Source organism: Pseudomonas sp. UBA3149 (assembly GCF_002364655.1).
GTDB classification, from domain to species: domain Bacteria; phylum Pseudomonadota; class Gammaproteobacteria; order Pseudomonadales; family Pseudomonadaceae; genus Chryseomonas; species Chryseomonas luteola.
On record NZ_DEYV01000011.1, the window covers coordinates 1 to 23,982 of the forward strand.

At 53.9% G+C, this 23,982-nt stretch carries 22 protein-coding genes; 11 read left to right on the forward strand and 11 right to left on the reverse strand.

The genetic code is table 11. The annotated features are described in order from the left end of the window. On the reverse strand, window positions 1-192 hold a 192-nt coding region (locus B3729_RS09365), incomplete at its 3' end, for a hypothetical protein (protein ID WP_286787708.1). Between the two features lie 233 nt (window positions 193-425). Then, entirely contained in the window at window positions 426-944 is a 519-nt protein-coding gene (locus B3729_RS09370) for an Hcp family type VI secretion system effector (protein WP_010796308.1), read from the reverse strand. 411 nt (window positions 945-1,355) lie between these two features. On the opposite strand from B3729_RS09370, the gene hexR reads away from it, so the two are divergent. Together hexR and B3729_RS09380 are read left to right on the forward strand one after the other, a co-directional pair. Next, entirely contained in the window at window positions 1,356-2,234 is an 879-nt protein-coding gene (gene hexR, locus B3729_RS09375) for a transcriptional regulator HexR (RefSeq protein WP_026004183.1), read from the forward strand. A gap of 108 nt (window positions 2,235-2,342) precedes the next feature. Next, window positions 2,343-2,534: a PA3496 family putative envelope integrity protein gene (locus B3729_RS09380; RefSeq protein WP_010796306.1), complete on the forward strand. Its 192-nt coding sequence runs from the start codon at window positions 2,343-2,345 to the stop codon at window positions 2,532-2,534. On the opposite strand, the gene B3729_RS09385 is transcribed toward B3729_RS09380, so the two are convergent. Next, window positions 2,506-3,459 carry a LysR family transcriptional regulator gene (locus tag B3729_RS09385; RefSeq protein ID WP_150348392.1) on the reverse strand — a complete coding sequence of 318 codons (954 nt, stop codon included), beginning with the start codon at window positions 3,457-3,459 and terminating at the stop codon, window positions 2,506-2,508. The two genes, B3729_RS09380 and B3729_RS09385, sit on opposite strands and share 29 nt — an antisense overlap. A gap of 152 nt (window positions 3,460-3,611) precedes the next feature. On the opposite strand from B3729_RS09385, the gene B3729_RS09390 reads away from it, so the two are divergent. Both B3729_RS09390 and oadA read left to right on the forward strand, forming a co-directional pair. Then, window positions 3,612-5,027, forward strand: coding sequence for an acetyl-CoA carboxylase biotin carboxylase subunit (locus B3729_RS09390; protein WP_010796304.1), 1,416 nt, complete (start codon window positions 3,612-3,614; stop codon window positions 5,025-5,027). An 11-nt stretch (window positions 5,028-5,038) separates the two neighbouring features. After that, window positions 5,039-6,844 (forward strand): sodium-extruding oxaloacetate decarboxylase subunit alpha, encoded by a 1,806-nt coding sequence (oadA, locus tag B3729_RS09395; protein WP_286787709.1) that lies wholly within the window; start codon window positions 5,039-5,041, stop codon window positions 6,842-6,844. A gap of 23 nt (window positions 6,845-6,867) precedes the next feature. Here oadA and B3729_RS09400 read toward each other — a convergent pair whose 3' ends face one another. After that, window positions 6,868-8,874: a putative bifunctional diguanylate cyclase/phosphodiesterase gene (locus B3729_RS09400; RefSeq protein WP_286787710.1), complete on the reverse strand. Its 2,007-nt coding sequence runs from the start codon at window positions 8,872-8,874 to the stop codon at window positions 6,868-6,870. Between the two features lie 244 nt (window positions 8,875-9,118). Here B3729_RS09400 and B3729_RS09405 point away from each other — a divergent pair, with 244 nt between their 5' ends. Beyond that, complete coding sequence (locus B3729_RS09405) at window positions 9,119-10,330, forward strand: YeeE/YedE family protein (RefSeq protein ID WP_286787711.1); 1,212 nt, start codon at window positions 9,119-9,121, stop codon at window positions 10,328-10,330. A gap of 47 nt (window positions 10,331-10,377) precedes the next feature. Here B3729_RS09405 and B3729_RS09410 read toward each other — a convergent pair whose 3' ends face one another. From B3729_RS09410 to aspA, 3 genes are all read right to left on the reverse strand, one after another. Continuing rightward, window positions 10,378-11,376 carry an asparaginase gene (locus tag B3729_RS09410; RefSeq protein ID WP_286787712.1) on the reverse strand — a complete coding sequence of 333 codons (999 nt, stop codon included), beginning with the start codon at window positions 11,374-11,376 and terminating at the stop codon, window positions 10,378-10,380. Further along, window positions 11,373-12,788, reverse strand: a complete 1,416-nt coding sequence (locus tag B3729_RS09415; protein ID WP_286787713.1) for an alanine/glycine:cation symporter family protein — start codon at window positions 12,786-12,788, stop codon at window positions 11,373-11,375. Before B3729_RS09415 ends, B3729_RS09410 begins: the two co-directional genes overlap by 4 nt. A 406-nt stretch (window positions 12,789-13,194) precedes the next feature. Then, window positions 13,195-14,625 carry an aspartate ammonia-lyase gene (gene aspA, locus B3729_RS09420; RefSeq protein ID WP_010796298.1) on the reverse strand — a complete coding sequence of 477 codons (1,431 nt, stop codon included), beginning with the start codon at window positions 14,623-14,625 and terminating at the stop codon, window positions 13,195-13,197. Window positions 14,626-14,793: 168 nt separating this feature from the next. Between aspA and B3729_RS09425 the strand changes: the two genes are divergently transcribed. From B3729_RS09425 to B3729_RS09445, 5 genes are all read left to right on the forward strand, one after another. After that, window positions 14,794-15,702 carry a LysR substrate-binding domain-containing protein gene (locus tag B3729_RS09425; protein WP_010796297.1) on the forward strand — a complete coding sequence of 303 codons (909 nt, stop codon included), beginning with the start codon at window positions 14,794-14,796 and terminating at the stop codon, window positions 15,700-15,702. Window positions 15,703-15,909: 207 nt separating this feature from the next. Further along, window positions 15,910-16,401, forward strand: a complete 492-nt coding sequence (gene purE / locus B3729_RS09430; RefSeq protein WP_019367489.1) for a 5-(carboxyamino)imidazole ribonucleotide mutase — start codon at window positions 15,910-15,912, stop codon at window positions 16,399-16,401. Continuing rightward, complete coding sequence (locus B3729_RS09435; protein WP_286787714.1) at window positions 16,401-17,483, forward strand: 5-(carboxyamino)imidazole ribonucleotide synthase; 1,083 nt, start codon at window positions 16,401-16,403, stop codon at window positions 17,481-17,483. The genes purE and B3729_RS09435 overlap by 1 nt, the downstream gene beginning before the upstream one ends. A 141-nt stretch (window positions 17,484-17,624) precedes the next feature. Continuing rightward, entirely contained in the window at window positions 17,625-17,873 is a 249-nt protein-coding gene (locus B3729_RS09440; protein ID WP_010796294.1) for a GlsB/YeaQ/YmgE family stress response membrane protein, read from the forward strand. A gap of 78 nt (window positions 17,874-17,951) precedes the next feature. Next, window positions 17,952-18,503, forward strand: coding sequence for a DUF3299 domain-containing protein (locus B3729_RS09445; RefSeq protein WP_019367492.1), 552 nt, complete (start codon window positions 17,952-17,954; stop codon window positions 18,501-18,503). A gap of 53 nt (window positions 18,504-18,556) precedes the next feature. Here B3729_RS09445 and B3729_RS09450 read toward each other — a convergent pair whose 3' ends face one another. Then, the gene (locus tag B3729_RS09450) at window positions 18,557-18,934 is read right to left on the reverse strand and encodes a glutaredoxin family protein (RefSeq protein ID WP_010796292.1); all 378 of its coding nucleotides are present in this window, start codon (window positions 18,932-18,934) and stop codon (window positions 18,557-18,559) included. A 195-nt stretch (window positions 18,935-19,129) separates the two neighbouring features. On the opposite strand from B3729_RS09450, the gene B3729_RS09455 reads away from it, so the two are divergent. Beyond that, on the forward strand, window positions 19,130-19,798 hold the full coding sequence (locus tag B3729_RS09455) for a uracil-DNA glycosylase family protein (protein ID WP_286787715.1): 669 nt from the start codon (window positions 19,130-19,132) through the stop codon (window positions 19,796-19,798). Between the two features lie 13 nt (window positions 19,799-19,811). Here the strand turns inward: B3729_RS09455 and B3729_RS09460 are convergent, their stop codons facing one another. The 3 genes from B3729_RS09460 to B3729_RS09470 form a co-directional block, all read right to left on the reverse strand. Continuing rightward, on the reverse strand, window positions 19,812-20,654 hold the full coding sequence (locus B3729_RS09460; protein WP_286787716.1) for an XAC2610-related protein: 843 nt from the start codon (window positions 20,652-20,654) through the stop codon (window positions 19,812-19,814). Beyond that, window positions 20,654-23,281 carry a hypothetical protein gene (locus tag B3729_RS09465; RefSeq protein ID WP_286787717.1) on the reverse strand — a complete coding sequence of 876 codons (2,628 nt, stop codon included), beginning with the start codon at window positions 23,279-23,281 and terminating at the stop codon, window positions 20,654-20,656. Before B3729_RS09465 ends, B3729_RS09460 begins: the two co-directional genes overlap by 1 nt. Before the next feature lie 49 nt (window positions 23,282-23,330). After that, on the reverse strand, window positions 23,331-23,982 hold a 652-nt coding region (locus B3729_RS09470), incomplete at its 5' end, for a bacteriophage T4 gp5 trimerisation domain-containing protein (protein ID WP_414704023.1).

The window sequence follows — 23,982 nt, forward strand, 5'->3', positions numbered from 1 at the left end:
GGCGCGCTGATGCAGCAGGGCCTCAAGGTCAAGGTCGGGGCGTTCGCTGACCAGTTCGAGGTCAAAGCGAAAGGGCTGGCTGATCGACTCCTGTCCCGTAAAGCTCAGGACTTGGAAATCAGGCGTGACCCCATCTGAGGTCGATCCGTGAATGGATAGCGAAAAGTGAGTCGTATTCGCTGGGTTGAACATTCCGTGTTCCTCCAGATGGTCGTCGCAAAAACAATTTCGGCCAGGAAACCTGGCCGAAAAGGCTAACCGTACTAGCATGGAATGAGCCAATGCCAGACATCATGGCGCTTGACTCATTGTGCCACCTCAATCGGTTAGCAGGCAGTGAATCGGGTCTGTTTCTGACCAATCGGCTTCTGGAGGGGATCAGAAGCCGACACCGATTCACACCTGTCTGACGGATCGCCGCGAAATTAAGCAGAGATCGGGGAGCGCCAGTCGTCGGAGCCGGAAGTGCCGGATACTTCGTGAGTCCAGACGATCTTGCGGTACGTGAAGTACACGTCTTCCAGGTGAGTGAAATGAGCCATGTTCGGGTCTTGGCAGTTCGGCATGCGGGACTGCACGTCAACGATGATGGCGTCTTCCAGCTCGATGGTGAAGTAGTGTTCCTGAGTACCAGTAGCAGAAGTGCGGTACCACTCCAGGCGGCACTTGCTCAGGCGCTCGCCGGAGGTCAGTGCGTTGAAGATCAGCGGAGAGGACTTGTCGAAGACCTTGGTGATCATCAGCGGCTTGTGTACACGCTGACCAGTCGGCTGACCGGACTGCGGATCGCGTGGGATGATGACCTGGTGATTGAAAGCCTGAACCAGAATCTGGTCTTCATGGCCTTCCTGGAAGATATTGCCGACGGAGTCTTCCGTGAAGGTGCCTGCAGTGATCAGACCTTGCTTGGTGCCTTCGAGGGACAGATACGCGGGTGTTGGCATGATGCTCTCCTTGCCTGAATAGTGGGCCCTTGGCCCGGGAGCCATACCTATTACAAACCCTGTGCCAATAAAATAAATTCTTTATTAATCAATAAGTTATGATTTAATGAAGTGTGTTCCGCATGAGCTTTGCGACAGCTGTCACATAAAGGTGCGCAGCTTTTTGCGCATTAAGGCAGAAATCTTGCGCACTACGCTAGAAGCGAGTGAACTCGCCTTGTCTGTGCTTTTTTCGAGGATGTGGACGGGTGGGGGTGTGCCAAAAGTTGCGCTGTAGACGGGTTGTCTTATGGCTTCAGTGCAAAGATGTCCATTACGCGAAATACTAAGTGAATGAATGACCTGGCGTCGATGTAGTATAAAGACGTACCACTACATGCCTTTTCCACCTCTGCTAGTCGAGTGCCGCTTGTGAACCTGATGCAACATATCGCCCAGTCGCGCCATTTATTGCGCAAGTCTGAGCTCAAGGTGGCTGAGCACGTCATGCTGGATCCTGCGGCTGTCATGCACAGTTCGATGGCGGATCTTGCTCATGAGGTAGGGGTTAGTGAGCCAACTATCGTGCGGTTCTGCCGTGCTATTGGGTGCGATGGTTTTCAGGACTTGAAGCTGCGTCTGGCCCAGAGCCTGGCTTCAGGGGCGAGTTTTGGACAGTTCGCCATCCATGAGAACGACTCGGTTGTCGATTTCAGCCTGAAGATTTTCGATACCACGCTGCACACGCTGATGGATATCCGCGAGCGCTTGGACATGCAGGCGCTAGAGCAGGCTATCGAAGAGATTTCCAAGGCCAAGCGGGTAATGTTCTATGGCTTTGGCGCTTCTGGCGCCGTGGCGACGGATGCCCAGCACAAGTTCTTCCGTCTTCTGCTCAGTGCGTTTGCCTATTCTGATCCCCACATGCAGGCGATGTCGGCGGCAACCCTGACGCCGGATGACGCGGCGATCTGTATTTCCCAGTCGGGACGCTCGAAAGACCTGTTGATCACGGCCAACCTGGTCCGGGACAGTGGGGCCAAACTGATCACGATCTGTCCAAGCCAGACGCCTTTGGCAGAGTTAGCCAATGTCAGCCTGACGATCGATGTGCCGGAAGATACCGAGATCTATACGCCGCTGACATCACGTATTGCACACCTGGTCATTATCGATGTGCTGGCGATGGGGGTGGCGATGTCCCGGGGCCCGACGCTGGTCAACCACCTCAAAGGTGTCAAGCGCAGTCTGCGAAGCCTGCGGTTATCACCCAAGAGCATCAAACATCAGGACGAGCGCGACTCGCATTGATGATCAGGTGCAGCTCTTCGGCTGTCCCTTAAGCTTCACCAAGGCTTCGCCAAACCGTCATCTTTCCTGAGCAGGCTAAAGGCTCCATCTTTGCTTGGGAGATACGGTATGGCCATGTCTATGGACAGCGATTTTCTCGACGCCAAAACTCGCCGTAAACTGGCGGATCAACGCCGAATGGCCTTTCGACGTGCCATTGAGGATCGCAACGAGCAGTTACGTCTGGAGCAGGAGTTAACGGATTATCCCGAACTATTTTCTGCTTCGGTCGCTATGAGCGCTCAGCTCTCAGCCCACTGATTCGTTCGGCTAGCGCGGCGATTCGACTCCGTTCTTCCCGAATGAAGTTAAAAAACGCCTGTGCCACAGGAGACAGGCGTTTGCTGCGCGGATGAACCACGCACCAACTGCGGCAAAGTGGAAGTTCCTGCACCGATAGCTCGCACAGTACACCAGCCTTAAGCTCTCGATGGACGGCCAGTCGTGGAAGCAGGGCAATACCCAATCCGGCAATGACACCTTCCCGTATGGCTTCCAGCGAGGTCAGCTCCTGTACGTCTGAAAAGTGGGCTCGCTTTTGCTTGAAGTACTCGTCACATGCCTGACGGGTGCCGGAGCCCGACTCTCGTACCAGTAGCGGACAATCGCTCAGGTCCTTCAAGGTAAGGCTGCCGGTTTGGCTGACAGGATGTTCCGGAGCGGCCACTGCAACAATCTCGTTGTTGAGAAAGGGAAGAAACTCCAGGTCTCGGTCTGACGGTACCAGAGACATGATCATGATTTCGTCTCGGTTTTCAGACAGCCGTCTGAGCATGTGATCGTGGTTGCCCACGCAGAGATGAACACTGACCTCCGGGTGCTGCTGCTTGAAGGCAGCGAACAGATGGGGCGCCAGGTATTGCGCGCTGGTTTCTACCCCCAGACGGAGTTGTCCGTGAAGCGAGCCCAGGAGATTGGAGAGCTGCATATCGAGACTGTTGAGGCGTCCAAAGATATCCTGTCCGGCGCGCAGCAAGGCATCGGCGGCTTCGGTCAGGTAAAGGGTTCTGCCACTGTATTCAAACAGTGGTTGTCCGAGCAGCTCTTCCAGCTGGCGAATCTGCAGGCTGACGGCCGGTTGCGTTAGGGCCATGACGTCAGCTGCACGGCTGTAGGAGCGTGTCTCGCATACGGCCTCAAACACTTGCAGCTGACGTAAGGTGATACGCATCAAGGGTTTACGCATGGCTGGGCCAACCTCATCGTTGATTTATAAGAAATACCTTATAGATACGCTAATAATTATTGATTTTCCATAATCCTTATTGCCGTCTAGGTTTGTGAGCGAACAAGAACAAATGCCCAAAGGGCTCCTTATCTCGCTCAAGAGGCCGGCGTGTGATCAAGAAAATCCTCATCGCCAATCGTGGCGAAATTGCGGTACGTATCGTGCGTGCCTGTGCCGAAATGGGTATTCGCTCGGTAGCCATCTATTCAGAGGCTGACCGCCATGCGTTGCATGTAAAACGGGCCGATGAAGCACATAGCATCGGCAGCGATCCGCTCGAAGGCTATTTGAACCCTCGCAAGCTCGTAAACCTGGCAGTTGAGACTGGGTGTGATGCGTTACATCCGGGGTATGGCTTCTTATCCGAGAATGCCGAGCTGGCAGAGATCTGTGCGCAGCGCGGGATCAAATTTGTCGGCCCTAGTGCTGAAGTTATTCGGCGGATGGGAGACAAGACCGAGGCGCGTCGCAGCATGATTGCAGCAGGCGTGCCCTGTACCCCCGGCACCGAAGGAAACGTAGCCGATCTGAATGAGGCACTGATCGAAGCAGAGCGCATCGGCTATCCGGTGATGCTCAAGGCCACGTCTGGTGGTGGCGGCCGTGGTATCCGGCGTTGTAATAGCCGTGAAGAACTAGAGCAGGCCTATCCCCGCGTCATTTCCGAAGCAACCAAGGCGTTTGGTAGTGCTGAAGTATTTCTCGAGAAGTGCATCGTCAATCCCAAGCATATCGAAGCTCAGATTCTGGCGGACAGCCTGGGCAATACCGTTCACCTGTTCGAACGGGACTGCTCGATCCAGCGCCGCAACCAGAAGCTCATCGAGATTGCACCCAGCCCGCAGCTGACACCTGAGCAGCGTGCCTATATTGGCGATCTGGCGGTACGCGCTGCCAAGGCGGTCGGATACGAGAATGCCGGTACGGTGGAGTTCCTGCTCGCGGAAGGCGAGGTGTACTTCATGGAGATGAATACCCGGGTTCAGGTCGAGCATACGATCACCGAGGAAATCACCGGGATCGATATCGTTCGTGAGCAGATCCGGATTGCCGCTGGACAACCGCTGTCGGTCAAGCAGGAGGACATCATCCATCGTGGATTTGCCCTGCAGTTTCGTATCAATGCGGAAGACCCTAAAAACAACTTTCTGCCCAGCTTTGGGAAGATCACCCGCTATTACGCACCTGGTGGCCCTGGGGTGCGCACGGATACCGCCATCTATACCGGCTATGTGATTCCACCGTTCTACGACTCCATGTGCTTGAAGCTGATTGTCTGGGCGCTGACCTGGGAGGAAGCGCTGGAGCGGGGCCTACGGGCGCTGGATGACATGCGGGTGCAGGGTGTGAAGACCACCGCACCTTATTACGAAGCGATTTTGCGCAACCCGGAATTTCGTAGCGGCCAATTCAATACGAGCTTTGTGGAAAGCCATCCAGAGCTGACGCAGTACTCGATCAAGCGTAACCCCGAGCAACTGGCCCTGGTCATCGCGGCCGCCATTGCCGCCCATGCCGGCCTGTGAGGAAAACAAGAATGTCCAAGAAGATCTTTGTTACCGATACCGTGTTGCGTGACGCACACCAATCCCTGCTGGCAACGCGCATGCGTACGGAAGACATGCTGCCCATCTGCGACAAGCTGGATCGGGTCGGGTATTGGTCACTGGAAGTCTGGGGCGGCGCGACGTTCGATGCCTGTGTGCGGTTTCTGAAAGAAGACCCGTGGGAGCGTTTGCGCACGTTGCGGGCTGCCTTGCCCAATACTCGTTTGCAAATGCTGCTGCGGGGCCAGAACCTGTTGGGTTATCGCCACTATAGCGACGATGTGGTCGAGGCCTTTGTGGCCAAGGCGGCGGAAAACGGAATCGACGTCTTCCGGATTTTCGATGCCATGAACGATGTGCGCAATCTGGAAACGGCTATCAAGGCTGTTAAGAAAAATGGCAAGCACGCCCAAGGCACCATTGCTTATACAACCAGCCCGGTGCATACCGTCGAGGCGTTCGTCGAGATGGGGCGGACCATGGCAGGCATGGGCGTAGATTCCATTGCGATCAAGGACATGGCTGGGTTGCTTACACCCTACGCCACGGGGGAGCTGGTAAAGGCATTAAAAGAGGCATTGGATCTGCCGGTGTTTATTCACTCCCATGACACGGCCGGTGTAGCTGCCATGTGCCAGCTCAAGGCGGTGGAAAACGGAGCGGATCATATCGATACCGCTATTTCCAGCCTGGCGTGGGGGACCAGCCATCCAGGGACCGAATCCATGGTTGCCGCGTTGCGTGGAACGCCCTATGACACGGGGCTGGACCTTGAGCTGCTGCAGGAGATCGGCCTGTACTTTCATGCCGTTCGCAAGAAGTATCACCAGTTCGAAAGCGAATTTACGGGAGTGGATACCCGCGTACAGGTCAATCAGGTGCCGGGCGGGATGATCTCCAACCTGGCCAACCAGCTGCGCGAGCAGGGTGCACTCAATCGCATGGGCGAGGTGCTGGCAGAAATTCCCCGTGTACGCGCCGATCTGGGTTATCCACCGCTGGTGACGCCGACATCACAGATCGTTGGTACCCAGGCCTTTTTCAATGTCCTAGCGGGAGAGCGCTACAAGACCATCACCAATGAAGTGAAACTGTATTTGCAGGGCCGTTACGGCAAGGCACCCGGCAAGGTCTGCGAGCTGCTGCGCAAGCGAGCCATTGGTAATGAGGAAGTGATCGAGGTGCGTCCAGCCGACTTGCTCAAGCCGGAACTCGATAACCTGCGCCGAGAGGCAGGAGAGCTTGCCCGGTGCGAGGAAGATGTCCTGACGTTTGCCATGTTCCCGGATATCGGACGCAAGTTTCTGGAGGAGCGTGCAGCCGGAACCTTGCAGCCTGAAGAGCTGCTGCCCATCCCGGATGGAAGCGGTACGCCTCTGGCGCGTGAAGGCGTGCCGACTGAATTCGTGATTGATGTACACGGTGAAAGCTATCGGGTGGATATCACGGGTATCGGTCTGAAGAGCGAGGGCAAGCGGCACTTTTATCTGTCCATTGATGGTATGCCGGAAGAGGTGGTCTTCGAGCCGCTCAATAGCTACGTTTCAGGCGGTGATGGCAAGCGCCGTCAGGCCAGCGCGCCTGGGGATGTCAGTACGACCATGCCGGGTAATATCGTCGATGTATTGGTCAAGGAAGGTGATGTGGTCAAGGCGGGTCAGTCGGTACTTATCACCGAGGCGATGAAAATGGAGACCGAGATCCAGGCCTCTATCAACGGAACCGTCAAGGCTGTACACGTGGCGAAAGGCGATCGCGTCAATCCAGGCGAGGTTCTGGTCGAGATCGAGGCTTGAGCCAGCGGCAGAGCCGGTAGCGCTTAAAAAGCGGCCCGCTCTGCCGTCCAACGGGTGTGTTGATGTGCCAGAGCTTCCGGCAGGAGGGGTTCTGCCAGGAAAAAGCCCTGGGCCAGATCACACCCCAGCTCACACAAGAGATCCAGGTGCTCCTGGGTCTCGATACCCTCAGCAATGATCCTGGCACCAAATGCGCGGCTCATGTCGACCAGAGACTTGAGCAGGGCTCGGCGCTTATCAGCATCTTCCACCTGAATAATGGAAGAATCGATCTTTACGGTATTGAACGGTAGCGCAAGCAGATAGGCGATATTGGAATGCCCAGTGCAGTAGTCATCCAGCGATAGGCGGATACCGGACGCTTGCAAGGTGGCGAACGTCTCACGGACCTGAGGGGTAATGTTCAAGGGAACACCTTCGGTCAACTCAAGGATCAGGCGTGAAGGCGCCAGCTTGGTTTCTCTCAAGACCTCGGTTACCCGCGCGGCGAAATTTGGATCGGCGAATTGCAGCGGCGAGACATTTACCGAAAGAGAATAGGCCTTTGGCCATTGAACGGCCTGATGGCAGGCGGTACGCAGGGCCCACTCGCCCAGCTCCAGGATGAATCCGCTTCGCTCGGCCAGAGGGATAAAAAAGTCAGGTGATACCAGACCCCGGGCCGGGTCATCCCAGCGGAGTAGGGCTTCATAGCCGACGACTTCTGTGCTCGAGCATTCATGGATCGAGTGGTACTGCATGTACAGCCGACCCTCATCCAGAGCGCGACGCAAATCGGCCGGCTTCAATTCGGGCAGGCCATCGGGCGTCTCGAAGAGTTGGCTGTCCGCTCGGCTGGCCAATGCAATCTGATTACGTCCCAGCCGTTTGGCCCGATAAAGCGCGCGGTCGGCGAATTCAATCAATTGCGACTGATCATCCGGCTGGGGTGATTCCTGATCGCTGCACGCTGCGCCAATGCTGATGGAGACAATCAGCAGCTCGTCGCCCCGGGCCTGATGAGGAATGCCCAATGTTTCAATGGCGGCCCGCAGGCGCTCGGCGGTGATATGAGCCTGTTCCAGGGTGCAGTTAGGCAGGAGAACGGCAAACTCTTCACCTCCGTACCGGGCCAGTAGATCGACTTCGCGCAGCTGCTCACGCAAGGCAGAAACAATGCACTGCAGGCAGTTATCACCGGCCGGATGCCCATACAGGTCGTTGAAGCGCTTGAAGTGGTCAACGTCCAGGATCAGCAGAGAGAAAGGCGCACCGCCTGCTTCGTACCGATTCCACAGATCATCCAGTTGTGCGACGAAATAGCGGCGGTTGGCGATACCGGTCAGCGAGTCGGTATCTGAAAGCGTCTGCAGGGTACGGTTCGTACTGGAAAGACTCTGAACACGCAGTTTTTCCCTGAGATTAAGCAGATAGGAATACCGCTCCGAGCGCTCCAGCCAGAAATTGGCCAGTAGGGAAAAGGCACCGGTGACCAGAGCAATGCAGGTAGCAAACAGCCCTTGGGGAAAGGTCATGTTTACGGTAAAGGCGCAGCCCACGATGATTGGAAGTACCAGTATCGTAAAAGGCAAAGCGTATCGGAACGGCAACGCCGTGGTGTTATTAGCGTAGATCAGGATCAAAGGAAGTGAAAACAGACACAAGGCTCTGTCCGGTGACGAGGACGACAGGATAATGGCTACCGCGGCGATAAATCCTGCAAGGCAGGGCAGCCAGGCACAGACCTCCCTGAGTCGATAAGAATTCGTTTTCTTCAGGGTAAAAAGACAGGCCAGTGTTGGCAGCGAGGCGCAAAATAAATGCCAGAGAATGGCTTGAAAGAAAATGTCCTTCAACATTAGCCATTCACAAAGAAGAAAGCTGTTATAGGCGAAGAAAGCGGTTACATGTGACCGATAGATATGTCGCTTGCGCCGCCTGTGGATATCGTCTTGGTATTGATTCTCGACCATGGCGCTAAACATCAGCACGCGAGACGGATAAGCAATATCAATCTCGATTTGCTTGCCAAGATCGCTGGATAAGGTCATGCCGGAACCTGTTTGAAAGTGCGAAGCTCACGGTAGAGCTCATGAATGAGCAGCACCTGGCCTTTAGGGATGTAGCGTTTTGCCATCACCAAAAGACCAAATTTAGCGAAATAGTTCACATCCTGTAATCTTCACCGGACCAGCGGACTAATAGCCGTCTTAATGGTGGATATGACATTTAGATATTGGTATCGCGCTAATTCTTGACTAAAATAGTCAGGCTTAATGATGTCGAGGATTCTCAATGAGCCTTTCTATTACGTCCACGGCGCCTCGCCAGATCACCACGCCAGTAGTGGCGCTGGGGCTGGTGGTTCTGGGGGCTGTGTTTTTGGATATGGCTGTCAGCGGACGGCAAGCTTTGCTGTTCATCCTGGGCGGTGCACTGGGGCTGACGCTTTATCATGCCGCTTTCGGATTCACGTCTGCCTGGCGGGTGTTCATTCGTGACCGGCGTGGCGCGGGCCTGCGTGCTCAGATGCTCATGCTGGCCATTGCCGTTGTGCTGTTTTTCCCGGCCCTAGGTGCCGGTACGCTGTTTGGCCAGCCGGTTACCGGCTTGGTATCGCCTGCAGGAACCTCCGTTGTAATCGGTGCCTTTATCTTTGGCATCGGTATGCAGTTAGGCGGCGGTTGTGCTTCCGGTACCTTGTTTACGGTGGGGGGTGGTAACGCACGCATGCTGGTAACGCTGCTGTTCTTCGTAATCGGCTCCGTTATCGCTACGCATCATCTGGGGTGGTGGTTCGCGTTGCCTTCATTGCCCAAGATTTCCCTGGTGACCAGCCTGGGCGTTGTGCCAGGTATTGCAGTCAGCCTGGCGCTGTTTGCCTTTATTGCCTGGATGACGGTGCGTCTGGAGCGCCGTCGCTATGGCAGTCTGGAAGCGACGGTACCCAATGAGCATCAAGGCGCAGCGCGTTTTCTGCGCGGGCCGTGGCCGCTGGTTTGGGGCGCTATTGCCTTGGCGATCCTGAACTTCTGTACGCTGGCCCTGGCGGGTCGTCCGTGGGGGATCACGTCAGCCTTTGCGGTCTGGGGTGCCAAAGGCGCTCAGCTGCTAGGTATCGATGTTGCCAGCTGGGACTTCTGGCAATTGCCGGCTAACGCCAAGGCCCTAAGCCAGCCTGTGTGGCTCGATGTTACCAGCGTGATGAATTTCGGCATCATCCTGGGGGCATTGATTGCCGCGGGTCTGGCTGGACGCTTCGCGCCCAGTCTGAAGATTCCGACGCGCTCGCTGGTAGCTGCCATGATAGGGGGCCTGCTCCTGGGCTATGGCGCACGTCTGGCCTACGGTTGCAACATCGGGGCGTATTTTAGTGGTATCGCCTCCGGCAGTCTGCATGGCTGGCTGTGGCTGGTCGCAGCCTTTATCGGCAACAGCGTAGGAGTCCGTATTCGTCCGGTGTTCTTCCCGGGTGAACGTCCTGTTACTCAGCTGACCGGTTGCTAAGCGGTAGGTGAAAAAAAGGGCCCTTCGGGGCCCTTTTTTCGTATGGCTTATTCGCCAAGCTCGCCGCAGAGATCCTGCTGCAGCCAGTGGTTGACCTGCTCAGGCGCTAAGCCCGAGCCAATCAGCACCTGCAGTTTGGCGACAGCCGCCTCGCGTGTCATGCCGCCACCCGACACAACGCCGCAGGCATGCAGCCTGCTGCCTGCCTCGTAGACATCGAGTTCGACGCCCCCTTCGTGGCACTGCGTGACGGCAAGCAGTACAACGCCCTTGGCAGACGCTTCGCTCAGGCTGGTCAGGAAAGCATCATTGCCGCTGGGACCTGTTCCGCTGCCATAGCATTCGAGCACCAGGCCCTGCACGCCGGTACCTACAAGGGCAGATACGTGCTGAGCCGAGATGCCCGGAAACAGTGGTAGAACCGCTACTTGGGCAACCTGTCTGGCTTGGCCCGCCTTTAGCTCGGCGGGTACAGCCTGACGTGGTTGGGCCAGCCGCTGGCGCGCCAGTGTCTTAAATGGATGACGGCCAAAGCTGCGAATCTTGCTGCAGCGGGCCGCATGTAACCGCTCGCCGTGAAAGTAAACGTGCACGCCCTCGGGGGCACCGTCTGCAAGCGTCTGCAAGGCACCGTCCAGGTTTTCCCAGGCGTCGCTGTCCGGTACGCCGGCCGGAAGCATCGAGCCTGTCAGTACAACAGGAATATCGAGCCCTAGCAGGTGAAAACTCATTGCCGCCGCGGTGTAGGCCAGCGTATCGGTTCCATGCAGCACCAGTACGCCGGTGTAGCCCTGTTTGGCTGCCTCGACTATAGCTGCACTGAGCGCTAGCCAATAGGTTGGCGTCATGTTGGCGCTGTCCATCAGAGGCAGCACCTCCCGGAAATGCCACTCCGGTAACGCCCGCTCAGGCGCCTGGGCCAGAAAGGCACGCATGCGTGCCTCAAAGCCTGAGGCGGGCGCCAAACCGTTTTCGGTGGCCTGCATACCGATGGTGCCGCCGGTATAAAGCACCATCAGGCGTTGTGAGTGACCGGTTTGAATCATGGCTTTGTCATGTCCTTGGCCGAGGCAGAGGCTTTCCAGACCGCCGGATCAAGATCCAGATCGGCAAAGTCTTTGGGGTCGAATGTTGGAACCTTTTTTCCTGCCCGGATCTGACGGTCATAGTCACGCATGATGCGCAGACCCACCTTGAACAGGAATGCCAGGGAGATCAGGTTGACCACTGCCAGCAAGCCCATGGTGAGGTCGGCAAAGCCGAACACGGTAGTCAGGTCTTGTTGTGAGCCCCAGATCACCAGCGCCACCACCAGAACCCGATAGATCATCAGCGCCACGCGGCTCTTGGTGAAGAAGCTCAAGGCATTCTCACCCAGATAATAGTTGTAGATGATCGTTGTGAAGGCGAACAGCAGCAGGGCGATACTGATGAAGACACGGCCCCACTCGCCAACCGTCGCGGCCAGTGCCGTCTGGGTCAGAACAACACCGGGGATATCGGCGCCCGGCTCATAGACGCCAGACAGCAGGATGATGAGTGCGGTGGAGGTACAGATGATCAGGGTATCAATGAATACGCTGAAGGACTGCACAACGCCCTGGGCTGCCGGGTGGGAAACTTCCGCTACGGCGGCCACGTTTGGAGCACTACCCAGACCCGCCTCGTTGGAGAACAGGCCACGCTTGACGCCCATCATCAGCGCTGCACCCAGGCCACCGGCAAACGCAGGTTCAAGGCCAAAGGCACTGCGTACGATCAGGGTCAACGCCTCGGGAACACGATCAATGTGCAGAACGATTACACCCAGCGCAATGGCTATGTAAGACAGCGCCATTACCGGTACCAGAATGTCGGCTACCTTGGCGATCCGTACCACGCCACCAAAGATGATCAGGGTTATTACTGCCGTGAAGACCAGCCCGGTAACCAGCGTAGGCAGGCCCAGCGAGTCGGAGAGCGAGGAGGCGATCGTATAGGACTGCAGTGCGCTGAAGCCCAGACCAAACGTCACCAACAGCAGGATCGAAAACAGGATACCCAGCCAGCGCTGCTTCAAGCCATGCTGAATATAGAAGGCAGGGCCGCCCCGGTACAGGCCGTTGCCATCGCTACGCTTGTACAGCTGGGCCAATGCACATTCGAAATAGCTTGTAGCCATGCCTAGCAGAGCTACTACCCACATCCAGAAGACCGCCCCTGGACCACCCAGCGTAACGGCAACCGCAACCCCTGCAATGTTACCGGCACCTACACGGCCCGCCACGCTAAGCATCAGCGCCTGGAAGGAGCTCAATTGTCCGGGTTTTCGTTGAAAGGCTTCACCAAGGATGCCGAACATGCTGCCTAAATAGCGGAACTGCACGAAGCCCGAAAACAAGGTAAAGACAATACCCAGGCCAATCAGGCCGACAATGAGCAGTTTGCCCCAAAGAAAGTCATTCAGGAGATCAAGCATGAGTGCTTTCGCCTAATTGTAGTAATGGAAGCACCTGGGCTCCGGATAATTCCTGGCCAAGGCATTATGTGGGCGAGCGGTAAGCCATCAATGGGATATCCGCTGCCTTCAGTGCCAACCCAAGGGTATGACAGAACCCCTAAATCGCAAGGTGTGCGAGCCGGAAACACGGCAGGCGGCAAGGTTAGCGCGCGTATCATCCAGAAGAGAGCAGAAGAGATCAAATCTAACTGCCTCAAAGGATCTATTGAAACAGTGCTGCTTGTTGCAACGGGCAAGCGGTAAAAACCACCTGCCTTTGATAACGTATGTGGCTGATAAGCCTGATTTAGAGAGCTTCAAAAAAAAGCGGGCACCCGAGGGCACCCGCTCAAAGCTCCTCACGAGGGGGTGTGAGGAGCGCCGGTTAAGCGTTGAGTTTTTTCGGCGCCAGGCGCGGAGCGATCATGTTTTCCGGGCGAAGAATGTCAGCCAGGGTCATCTCGTCGAGCAGGTTTTCTTCTCGGACCAGCTCCAGCACACCACGGCCGGTTTCCAGCGCCATACGCGCAATACGGGTCGAGTTCTCGTAGCCGATGTAAGGGTTGAGCGCCGTGACCAGGCCAATGGAATGCTCCACCAGCTCGCGGCAGCGGTCGACGTTAGCCGTGATGCCATCGATGCAGTGCTCGCGCAGCATGTCCATGGCACGCTTGAGCAGGCGGATCGAGTCAAAGATCTTGTAGGCGATCAAGGGCTCCATCACGTTAAGCTGAAGCTGTCCGCCTTCAGCTGCCAGGGTCAGCGCCAGATCATTGCCGATCACCTCGAAGGCGACCTGATTAACGGCTTCTGGAATAACGGGATTCACTTTACCCGGCATGATCGAACTGCCTGGCTGACGGGCTGGCAGATTGATCTCATTGATGCCGGTACGCGGGCCGCTGGAGAGCAGGCGCAAGTCGTTGCAGATCTTGGACAGCTTGACCGCCAGGCGCTTGAGCATGCCGGAGAACAGTACGAAGGCACCCATGTCGGAGGTGGCCTCGATCAGATCGGCGGCAGGCTTGAGCGGTTGGCCACTGATTTCAGCCAGGCTGCGCACGGCCAAGGTTTGATAGCCAGGATCCGCATTAATGCCGGTACCGATAGCCGTACCACCCAGGTTCACTTCGGTCAGCAGGTCCGGCGCAATGGTTTTCAATTTGCCTAGATCCTCGCCCAGCGTAGTAGCGAAGGCACGGAACTCCTGGCCGAGGGTCATCGGTACAGCGTCCTGAAGCTGGGTACGACCCATCTTCAGAACACTGGCGAATTCCACCGCCTTGCCTGACAGCGACTCGATCAGGCTCTCCAGGCTGGAAAGCAGGGTGTCATGGCCCAGCAGCAAACCCAGGCGGATCGCTGTTGGGTAGGCATCGTTAGTGGACTGCGCCATGTTTACATCATTATTCGGGTGCAGGTATTTGTACTCACCCTTGCCATGACCGAGGACTTCCAGCGCCACGTTGGCAATAACCTCGTTGGCGTTCATATTGGTGGACGTACCCGCGCCACCCTGAATCATGTCCACCACGAACTGGTCGTGGTATTCACCGTTGATGATCTTGGTACAGGCCATCACGATGGCTTCGTACTTGTCTCCCGGCAGATAGCCCAGGCGATAGTTCGCCTCGGCAGCGGCCTGCTTCACCATCGCCAGCGCAACGACCAGCTTGGGGTAGTGAGACAGCGTAACGCCGGAGAGGCGGAAGTTGTTGACCGCACGCAGCGTCTGAATGCCGTAATAGGCTTCAGCGGGGACTTCGAGGGTACCAAGCAGATCTTTTTCGAGGCGAGATAATGCAGATTCGGACATGATAGGGGATCACTTCCCGGTGGGTGGCAAAAGCCTGATGCGTTATACAATAAGGCTTCCAGCCAGACGCTGACCAATGCTGTATCGGCGCACCCTATGCCGAAATTGCATATGATGTGATGTGACGCGTCGGGATCGGCAGGCGTATCCATCCCCTTGAGTATGACCATGAACCTTGAACTGAAATGGCTTGAAGACTTTATTGCCCTGGCTGCCACCCATAGTTTTTCCCAGGCGGCCGAGCGCCGCTTCGTGACTCAACCTGCGTTCAGCCGACGTATTCGCAGCCTGGAGCAAAGCCTGGGGCTGACCCTGATTGACCGATCGCGTACACCAGTATCGCTGACCGAGTCCGGACAGCTCTTTCTGGTCACCGCGCGCAGTGTGGTGGAGCAGCTTGGCGAAGTGATCCGCCACCTTCATCACTTGGAAGGCGGGCAGGGCGAGGTGCTGCAATTTGCGGCGGCACACTCCCTGGCGCTGGGGTTCTTTCCGGGATGGATTGCTCGTCTGCGAAGCGAAGGGCTCAACATTGCGAGTCGTCTGATTGCCACCAACGTCGGCGAAGCGGTTCATGCCTTGAGGGAAGGCGGCTGCGATCTCATGATGGCGTTTTACGATCCTGACGCCGCCTTGCAGATGGATCCGGAGATCTTCCCTTCTATTCATCTGGCGCTGACCTCAATGCTGCCCGTGTGTGCAGCCCGGGAAGATGGCTCGCCGTTGTACGACCTGGAGAGTGGCCAGAACTTTCCCTTGCTTGCCTATAGTGCCGGGGCCTTTCTCGGGCGCTCGGTCAATTTGCTGCTACGTCAGCGCAAGCTGCGCTATACCACTGTCTACGAGACGGCCATGGCCGATAGCCTCAAGAGCATGGCCTTACAGGGGCTGGGCATTGCCTGGGTGCCGCATCTGAGTGTGACCGCCGAGCTCTCCCGGGGAGAGCTGGTGCCTTGTGGCGGTGAGCAATGGCAGATTCCACTGGAGATTCGCCTGTATCGCTGCTCGCTCGTGCGCAAGGCAGCGGTGAGGCTGTTATGGCGCAAGCTCGAAGCAGGCGCTGGGACGACTGCTTGAAGTGCCTCTGGACAGGCAGCCAGACATGAAATAACCCGTCGTTATAAAAGGTCGTTCAACCTCTTTGTCCGGTCTGGCTTTACGGTATACTCAGTGGCCCCTGAGGCCGGTCTACATACCGGTCTGCATATACAAGCCACGTGCGGTCCTCCGACGTGGCTTGTTGGTTTCTGATGCGCCTGCGGGCGCCTGACAAGAGGCACGACGATGAGCGCACTCGTAGGCGTGATCATGGGCTCCAAGTCCGACTGGTCTACCTTGAGCCACACCGCCGACATGCTGGAAAAGCTGGGCATTCCCTTTGAAGTGAAGGTGGTCTCTGCCCACCGGACTCCCGACCTGCTGTTCCAGTACGCTGAAGAAGCGGCGGGGCGCGGCATCGAGGTCATCATTGCAGGCGCAGGCGGTGCAGCACATCTGCCAGGTATGTGTGCAGCCAAGACGCATTTGCCTGTACTGGGCGTGCCGGTGCAGTCTTCCATGCTGTCAGGCGTCGACTCACTCCTGTCGATCGTACAGATGCCAGCGGGCGTTCCTGTCGCCACCCTGGCCATCGGCAAGGCGGGCGCTATCAACGCGGCGCTGTTGTCGGCCAGTATTCTGGGCGGCAAGTATCCCGAGTATCACGAGGCGCTGAATCGCTTCCGTGAGGAGCAGACGCGTACCGTTCTGGACAATCCGGATCCGAGGGAAGCCTGATGAAAATCGGAGTCATCGGTGGTGGCCAACTGGGCCGCATGCTGGCGCTGGCGGGTACTCCGCTGGGTATGGATTTTGCGTTTCTGGACCCTGCTCCGGATGCCTGCGCTGCCGCATTGGGCGAGCACATTCGAGCCGACTACAGCGACCAGGACCACCTGCGTCAGCTGGCGGATGAGGTCGATCTGGTCACATTCGAATTCGAGAGTGTGCCCGCTGAAACCGTCGCGTTCCTATCCCAGTTCGTTCCGGTTTTTCCCTCGGCGGAAGCCTTGCGTATCGCCCGTGATCGCTGGTTCGAAAAAACCATGTTCAAGGATCTGGGCATCCCGACGCCTGAGTTTGCCGACATCCAATCCCAGGCTGACCTTGACGCTGCCGCCGTACGCATCGGTCTGCCGGCTGTGATGAAGACACGTACCCTAGGGTATGACGGCAAGGGTCAGAAGGTCCTGCGCAGCCAAGCGGATGTCGAAGGCGCCTTTGCCGAGCTGGGTAGTGTACCGTGCATTCTTGAAGGCTTTGTGCCGTTTAGCGGCGAGGTGTCGTTGATTGCCGTACGTGCTCGTAACGGCGAGACACGTTTCTATCCACTGGTACACAACACCCACGAAAGCGGAATCCTGCGGCTGTCTATTGCCAGTACAGACCATCCCTTGCAGGCGCTGGCGGAGGACTACGTAGGCCGTGTACTCGACAAGCTCGATTATGTCGGCGTGCTGGCGTTCGAGTTCTTTGAGGTCGATGGTGGGCTGAAGGCCAATGAAATTGCTCCCCGTGTGCATAACTCTGGTCATTGGACCATCGAGGGCAGCGAAAGCAGCCAGTTCGAGAACCATTTGCGCGCTGTAGCAGGTCTGCCGCTGGGTTCAACCGCGAAGGTTGGTGAGAGCGCCATGCTTAACTTCATCGGCAAGGTCCCGGCCGTGGAGCAGGTTCTGCAGATCGATGATTGTCACCTGCATCATTATGGCAAGGCGTTCAAGGCGGGCCGCAAGGTTGGGCATGCCACACTGCGTTGCAGCGATGCGGCCACATTGAAAGCACGTATTGCTGACGTCGAAACCTTGATTAAAGCGTGACCGAAACGGGCCCTCTTCGCACGAGGGTCCGAGTTCCGCTTCGCTTGATAAAAATTTTGCTGAACCCCTGCGTTTTTCCTACTGTCGGATTAAGCAAGCGGCACATGCCGTATCGAGCAAACCACAGAAGGGGAAAGATTCATGGGCATTATTGGAACCATCATCATCGGCCTCATCGTTGGCTTGATCGCACGTTTCCTCAAGCCTGGCGACGACAGCATGGGTTGGATCATGACGATCATCCTGGGTATCGTCGGCTCGCTGGTTGCCACCTACGGCGGTCAGGCTATCGGTATCTACCGTGCAGGCGAGGGCGCCGGTTTCATTGGAGCAGTCGTCGGTGCCATCATCGTCCTGTTCATCTGGGGTATGGTGACCAAGCGTCGTTAATTTCCCGTCCGGGCAGTTGGGTTCAACGCCAAGAAGCTTCACACTAGTGCAACCCAATTGCCCGATACTCTTCTTGCCATGCGCTATCTCATCCTCGCCGTACTGCTTCTTTTTTCCCAGATTACAACTGCCGTAGCCCGAGAAGGCGAGCCGCCTGAGACCGATTGGCTGGCCCTCATGCCAGAATCGGATCGCAAGGCACTGGAAGACATGCCCGAGATCACCCATGACACGCCCGAATTACCAGGCGGTTTTGAGAGCAAGGGCGGACTCAAGCAAAAAGACAGCAACCTGCCGGCCGTCATGCACTCCACGCGCACAGTGGCTGCCATGAATGGGAAGACAATTCGCCTGGGCGGTTATCCGGTTCCGCTGGAAAGCAACAGCAAAGGCAATTTCACTGAATTTTTCCTGGTGCCCTATCCAGGTGCCTGCATCCATGTTCCACCGCCACCGCCTAACCAGATCGTACTGGTGCGCTTTCCAAAGGGCGTTCCCTTACCGGATATCTACGAGCCTTATTGGGTTATAGGGGCGATGAAGATCGAAAAGGTAGATAACGATTTGGCCGAAGCCTCATATGCCATCGACGCTACTAAAGTCCGTAAAGTAGAAGAAGCCGATCTGTAATCAGTGCAAGCGATAAAGCTATAAAAAAGCCCGACATGATCGGGCTTTTTCATTTAGCGGCTCGCTGGCGCGAAACGTTTGTTCAGATACGCAATGATATCGTTGGACTCATACATCCAGGCGGTACGGCCTTCTTCCTCGATCCGGAGGCAAGGCACCTTGATACGTCCGCCACCTGCCAACAAGGCTTCGCGGTGCTCCGGATCCTTCTTGACGTCACGTAGAGCAATGGGCAGGTTCAGCTTGTGCATGGCTCGGCGCGTCTTTACGCAGAATGGACATGCCTGAAACTGATACAGCGCAAGTCCGGCTGTTTGCTCTTCTACCTGCTTCTGCGCCTCGGCGCTTCGCTTGAGCTTACGCGGGCGTGTCAGCAGATCCAGCCCAACAATGGTTTGGCCCAGGCCAATTCGCAGCGCCTTGATCAACATGTATGGCTATCCCTATAGATGTGAGGCGGGGGAGTTTACCCCATTGCACCGTAACGGAACGGCAATTGGTCGGCGTGAAGCTGCTATCGATGCGATTGAGAAAATGGGTATGGGGCGGAGCGCTACCCGAATCCATGAATTCTTTGCCTTTCTGATCGGTCACATAAACAAGAAGCCGATTACTAAGGATGTCCTATGCCTCTCGACCCAAAGATGCAACAAGCCTTTCGTGAGATCGCTAGCACCATTGAAGGCATCGATACAGAGGTCTATGAGAAGTACCAAAAGGATCCACTGGATCCCATTATTGGCTTAGGGCGTAAGGATGCACCTGTTGGTTTCTTTGGTCGGGATCCGGGGCGTGATGAGGTCAAATACGGCGAACCCTTTATTGGTGCAGGCGGACAGATCGCTCGCAAGGTCATTTATGAGCACTTGCATGGCAAGCCCATGCCAGACTTTGACGCGGGCCGCTCCCTGAGCCAGGAGTTTTTCTGGGCCAACACCGTGCCGTATAAGCCCATCGGCAATAAAGCCTGGTCCGAAAAGATCAAGAAACGCTTTCACCCACTCATGCGACAGTTATTAATCGAACAGTGGCATGGCCGCACCATCATCACTTTCGGTCGCGAGGCCTTCCTCTGGTTTGCCATCGATCAACCCAAAGAAGAGAAACAACGCCTGGAAGCCTTCTGGAAAAGCGAAGATCGTTTTACAAACCATACCGAGGTCACGCTGACGGCAGAGGAGGGGAAAGGGCACGTGTTTACGCTATACCCACTTCCACATCCCTCGCCCTTGAATCAGGCATGGTTTGATAAGTTTCCGGTGCTACTGATAGAGCGGATTAAAAGGTTATTATAAATAGTGTTATTTATTATTTCATGTAAATTTTTTCGAAGTACTCTTTGCTAATCGATTTTTTCGTTTCTAGATTGTTGTTTAGGTAAAGTGTTGTCTCTACGCCTTTTTCTTTGAGATAGTCGAATTCGGATCTTTTTATTGTTGAGGAGGTTATTATTTTAGCTTTATAGCTGCAACAGTTTTCTCGTATTATAGATTTTATTTCTCTTAAGTAATGGTCTACTTTTGGGTTTGTTAGGTTTCTAATTTCTTTCGGAGCTAATTCATATTCTTCTTGTTTAGGATTGTATATGTATATAATATAAGAAGAGTTAGCCCCTGAGGTTATATCAGGAACTTGAAGGTCAGGATAACCATCAAAATTAAAGTCATCCAGATAAATTGCGTTTATGTTAGGTTCAATATCTAAAGGTATTTCTTGGATTTTTTTGCTTTTAAAGTAAACCATTAGATAGTATTCATTGTTGCTGCTTGTTTTAATAGCTATATTTTCAAATATATTTTTGTAAGGGTTTATCAAAATATTTCCAGTAAAATCATATTTCTTATTTCCTGTCCACTTTCCTGCTATGTTTAAGTTCTCATCAATTTTTGCATCTATTTCAGCTTTTGTTTGATCTTGGTTTTCTATAAGACTTAAAGAGCTATAATTCCATTTTCCTGTTAATTTGATTGGAGTTTTATATTTTATATAATAATAGGTTCCATGTACCTCGCTGTCTTCCCTTACCAACATCATGAAAATAGTTTGGTTTCCTATTTGTCCTTGGATAGGAAATTTCTCAATTATTTTTAAATCCTCTGCAAAACAGGATTTTGTTAAAATTGCCAATAATAACAGGGTTGTCCATTTCATTATTCTATACCTAAGGCTTTTTTAGCTTTCTGTAACATTCTGGCCCTATCCCTCATGTGGTTAGGCTCTCTGGAGCGTTCAGGGTAATAGGGGTCTTCCTGCGGTGCCCATCCATTTATATAAACGGATACCCAAAATAAGTCATCGTTGTCTGCCTTAGAGTTTAATTTCGGCTTCAAATATAACCAAAAATAACCTGATGCCATAGCGGCTAACATCGGATCGTTAGCAAGGGCTCTAGCACTATCGGTAGAAGACGTTATATCTAACGAGGAATACTCAGGAACGCCATTCAAAAAGTTTTGGCAATCTGTATAGTTTTTACGGCCAGTTATTTGAAGAAGTCCTCTACCTTTAAATTTTGGACCATCACCAAGTTGGTTATTCCCTAAGTCATCTCGCCCCTCATAGTTTTTACCTGAGGCTAGCTCTTCAACATTTTTTAGCTCATTTGTTTCATGCGCTATCTGAGCCAAGAAATGAGCTATGCGCAAAGGTGTGTTTATTTCAAATAATTTTAGTGTTTTGTTTATAGGTATAATATATTTTTCTATTGTGTCTTGAGGAGAAGAAGACATAATCTCTGAAAGCTGTTCTCTTGTTATTAAAAAATCTTCGATTTTCTTGTGGTTAGATACTATGCTTAAGAAGTTTAGGTGCCACAGTTTGTTTTCGATAATTTTTCCGCTCTCTTTAAGTCTATTAAGAAAGCTTAAGCTTTTGATTCTTCTCTTTTCTTCGGTCCAAAATAAATTTGGCTCCTCAGTGATGTGGCCCATTAGATTATCTAAACTATCCCAATATGTCGGTTCCCAATACCATTCGCTTGTGTAGCTGGCAATAAATTGACACATTGGCTGAGCATTCCAAGGAAAAGCTAAAGCGGCTTTGATCTCTTCAGAAGAAAGCCTTTTGTCATTGTTAGTGTCTATAATGTCATATAGGCGCTTTTTGATCGGACCGTTATCCGAAAGATCGATACGTGCCGCATAATCTGCCTGCTCGCTCTCATCTAGCTGGCCCGAATTATCAAAGTGGCAGGCTAGATGGTCCAGGTTGCACGGCGTCTCGCTAATAAAGTCAAATCCTTCCCATTCCCAAGGACTGTGACGCGTAGTAAGTTCGGACTGTTCTGTAAGCCATCCACTAATTTTGTTTCCCTGCTGGTCCGCTAAGATATTATCTAGGCGCCACCAAGTTCTAGTTTTGCTAGTTGTACTACCCGGCGATGTCTCGGTTACAGTAATCTTTCGATCTTGAGGATAATTGTTGAGTACTTCAAGATTGAAAACCATGTCTACTCCAATTAGGTTCCCTGCATCCGAAATCTTGGGGGGATTAGACGCGCTAATATCAGAGCGATGGCTTATTAATTTACTATCCCCCTTGTGAATTTTAAGTAAATTCTTTTTATCATCAGGAAGGCTCGCTGCTGCAGCTTTGGTTTTTTCTATGAACGCAGGGACGTCTTCGCAGCTGAACACTTCCAAATGGAGCATGGGTTCAGCAGCAGTATCGTCGTGGTTTTGATAGATACCTAAATGTCCTATGATTTCCCCGGCCCTTATAGGGTGGGGCGAATCCAGAACATGAATATCATTTAACGTAGGTGGGGTTCTACTGGCCTGTAGACATTCTTTATATACATAACCACTAATATTCTTTAAGCAGTCTTCTTTAAGAGGAAGGATGTTTTGACCTGAAATAAATTCTTTGATCTTACAATAACGACCAGTATCTGCTTCCAAAGTAAAGGTTACATCTACAGGTATTAGTCCTGTAAGCAGGTTTTTATCTGCACCTGTGGCAGCCTTACGTATGTTTAGTCCTTTCTGCGGTGCCAGTGTCGGCTCAGTGTCATTAGCCTTGACGCCAACTAAACGCTCATCTGAAACATCGGTATGGTCAAGCTGGCCCTCAAATATCCAGCACTCCTCATCCAGATTGATGGCGGGTAACGCTTGCCCTTCTAAGATACTAACCAAGCGGTACCATTTATTATTGGTCGCGCTTTGCTCACCTAGCTTGACTCTAGTGCCCTTAGGTAGGACAGCCTTAATCTGGCCGTTTCTGGGCGCTGTGCGTACTCGTAGGCCCTTAACCACGTCAGTCGCTTTATCCGCCTTTACGGTATATACGGCTTTGTTAAGAAAGTTAGGCGGTGTAGGTGCGTTTTCTTTTGTATAACCTGCCCAATCCAATAGATGCATATACAGGCTGTAAAAGATTAAAGAGGGCTGTTCTGCAGGAATGTTGGTAGCGTTTGCTTGTTCATCTAATTTAGGCAGCTCCAATTTATGTCTGACCAGAACGAATCCGGTAGAAAATAATTTTTCACCACTGCTGAAATTTGACTTTTTGTAGGTGTCGTCGATTCGATAAGCAACTACTTCACCATCTGCAATGCAGCGGATGGCTGATTGATCTAGAGAGGCGGCAGTACCACTATCGAAATGGACACCACCATGCCACAAACCATTTTTACCAATGGGATAATAGCCACCCTTAGCTTTCGCCAGAGCATCAAAGTATTGTAGTGGGTCAGTTACGGGCTTGCTGGATTGGCCTTCTTCTCCCTTTAAGTTAAAGGGATAGCTCCACTGTTGAACGCTACTTAATTCCGTCACTTGTATTACCTACAATCCATGTACTGCCTGATAGGTTTGCTTGTTTCTATCAGCTAGAGAAATTCAACATTCGTTTGGGCTTGCGTTTAATCTTTTCGGATTCGTTTACTAAGGCTTGAGTGAGTAATACCCCAGCCTTATCCACATCCGCCTCGCCCGGTAAGCGGGGAAGCTCAATCGCAATACCCGAGCCGCTGCTGGCTGAGCCACCTGCGTTGATTTTGGCCATGGGACCAATGATCGTGACGCCGCTGGGGTCTAGCTTGATGAAGCTACCGCCAGCCTTTAGGGTAAGTTCGATCCCTGCTTCGATGACCATTTTTTGACCGGCTTTCAGGTGGATTTCCCGGCCAGCTTGGGTGAGTTGGGCTGTTCCCAGTTGGATATGCTGGTTCTGCCCTACGGTGAGGTGGTCGTTAGTCTTGATCTCAACCTTGCGGTCTGCATCCGTAGTGCGGTGTTCCTCAGCCTTGTATTCCGTGTAGCTGTTGGCCTCGACAATGTCGTGTCGCTCATGCCCTACGCGGATCTTCTGGTCGTGCTCAATGTTCTCGTCCCAGTCCCGCTGAGCATGAATGTAGATCTGTTCTTGGCCTTTCTTATCCTCGATGCGCAGCTCGTTATATCCACCACCGCCGGGTGTGCTCAGGGTCTTGAAAACGCTGCGGGTCTTGCTGGCCGGCAGGTCATAGGGCACCTGA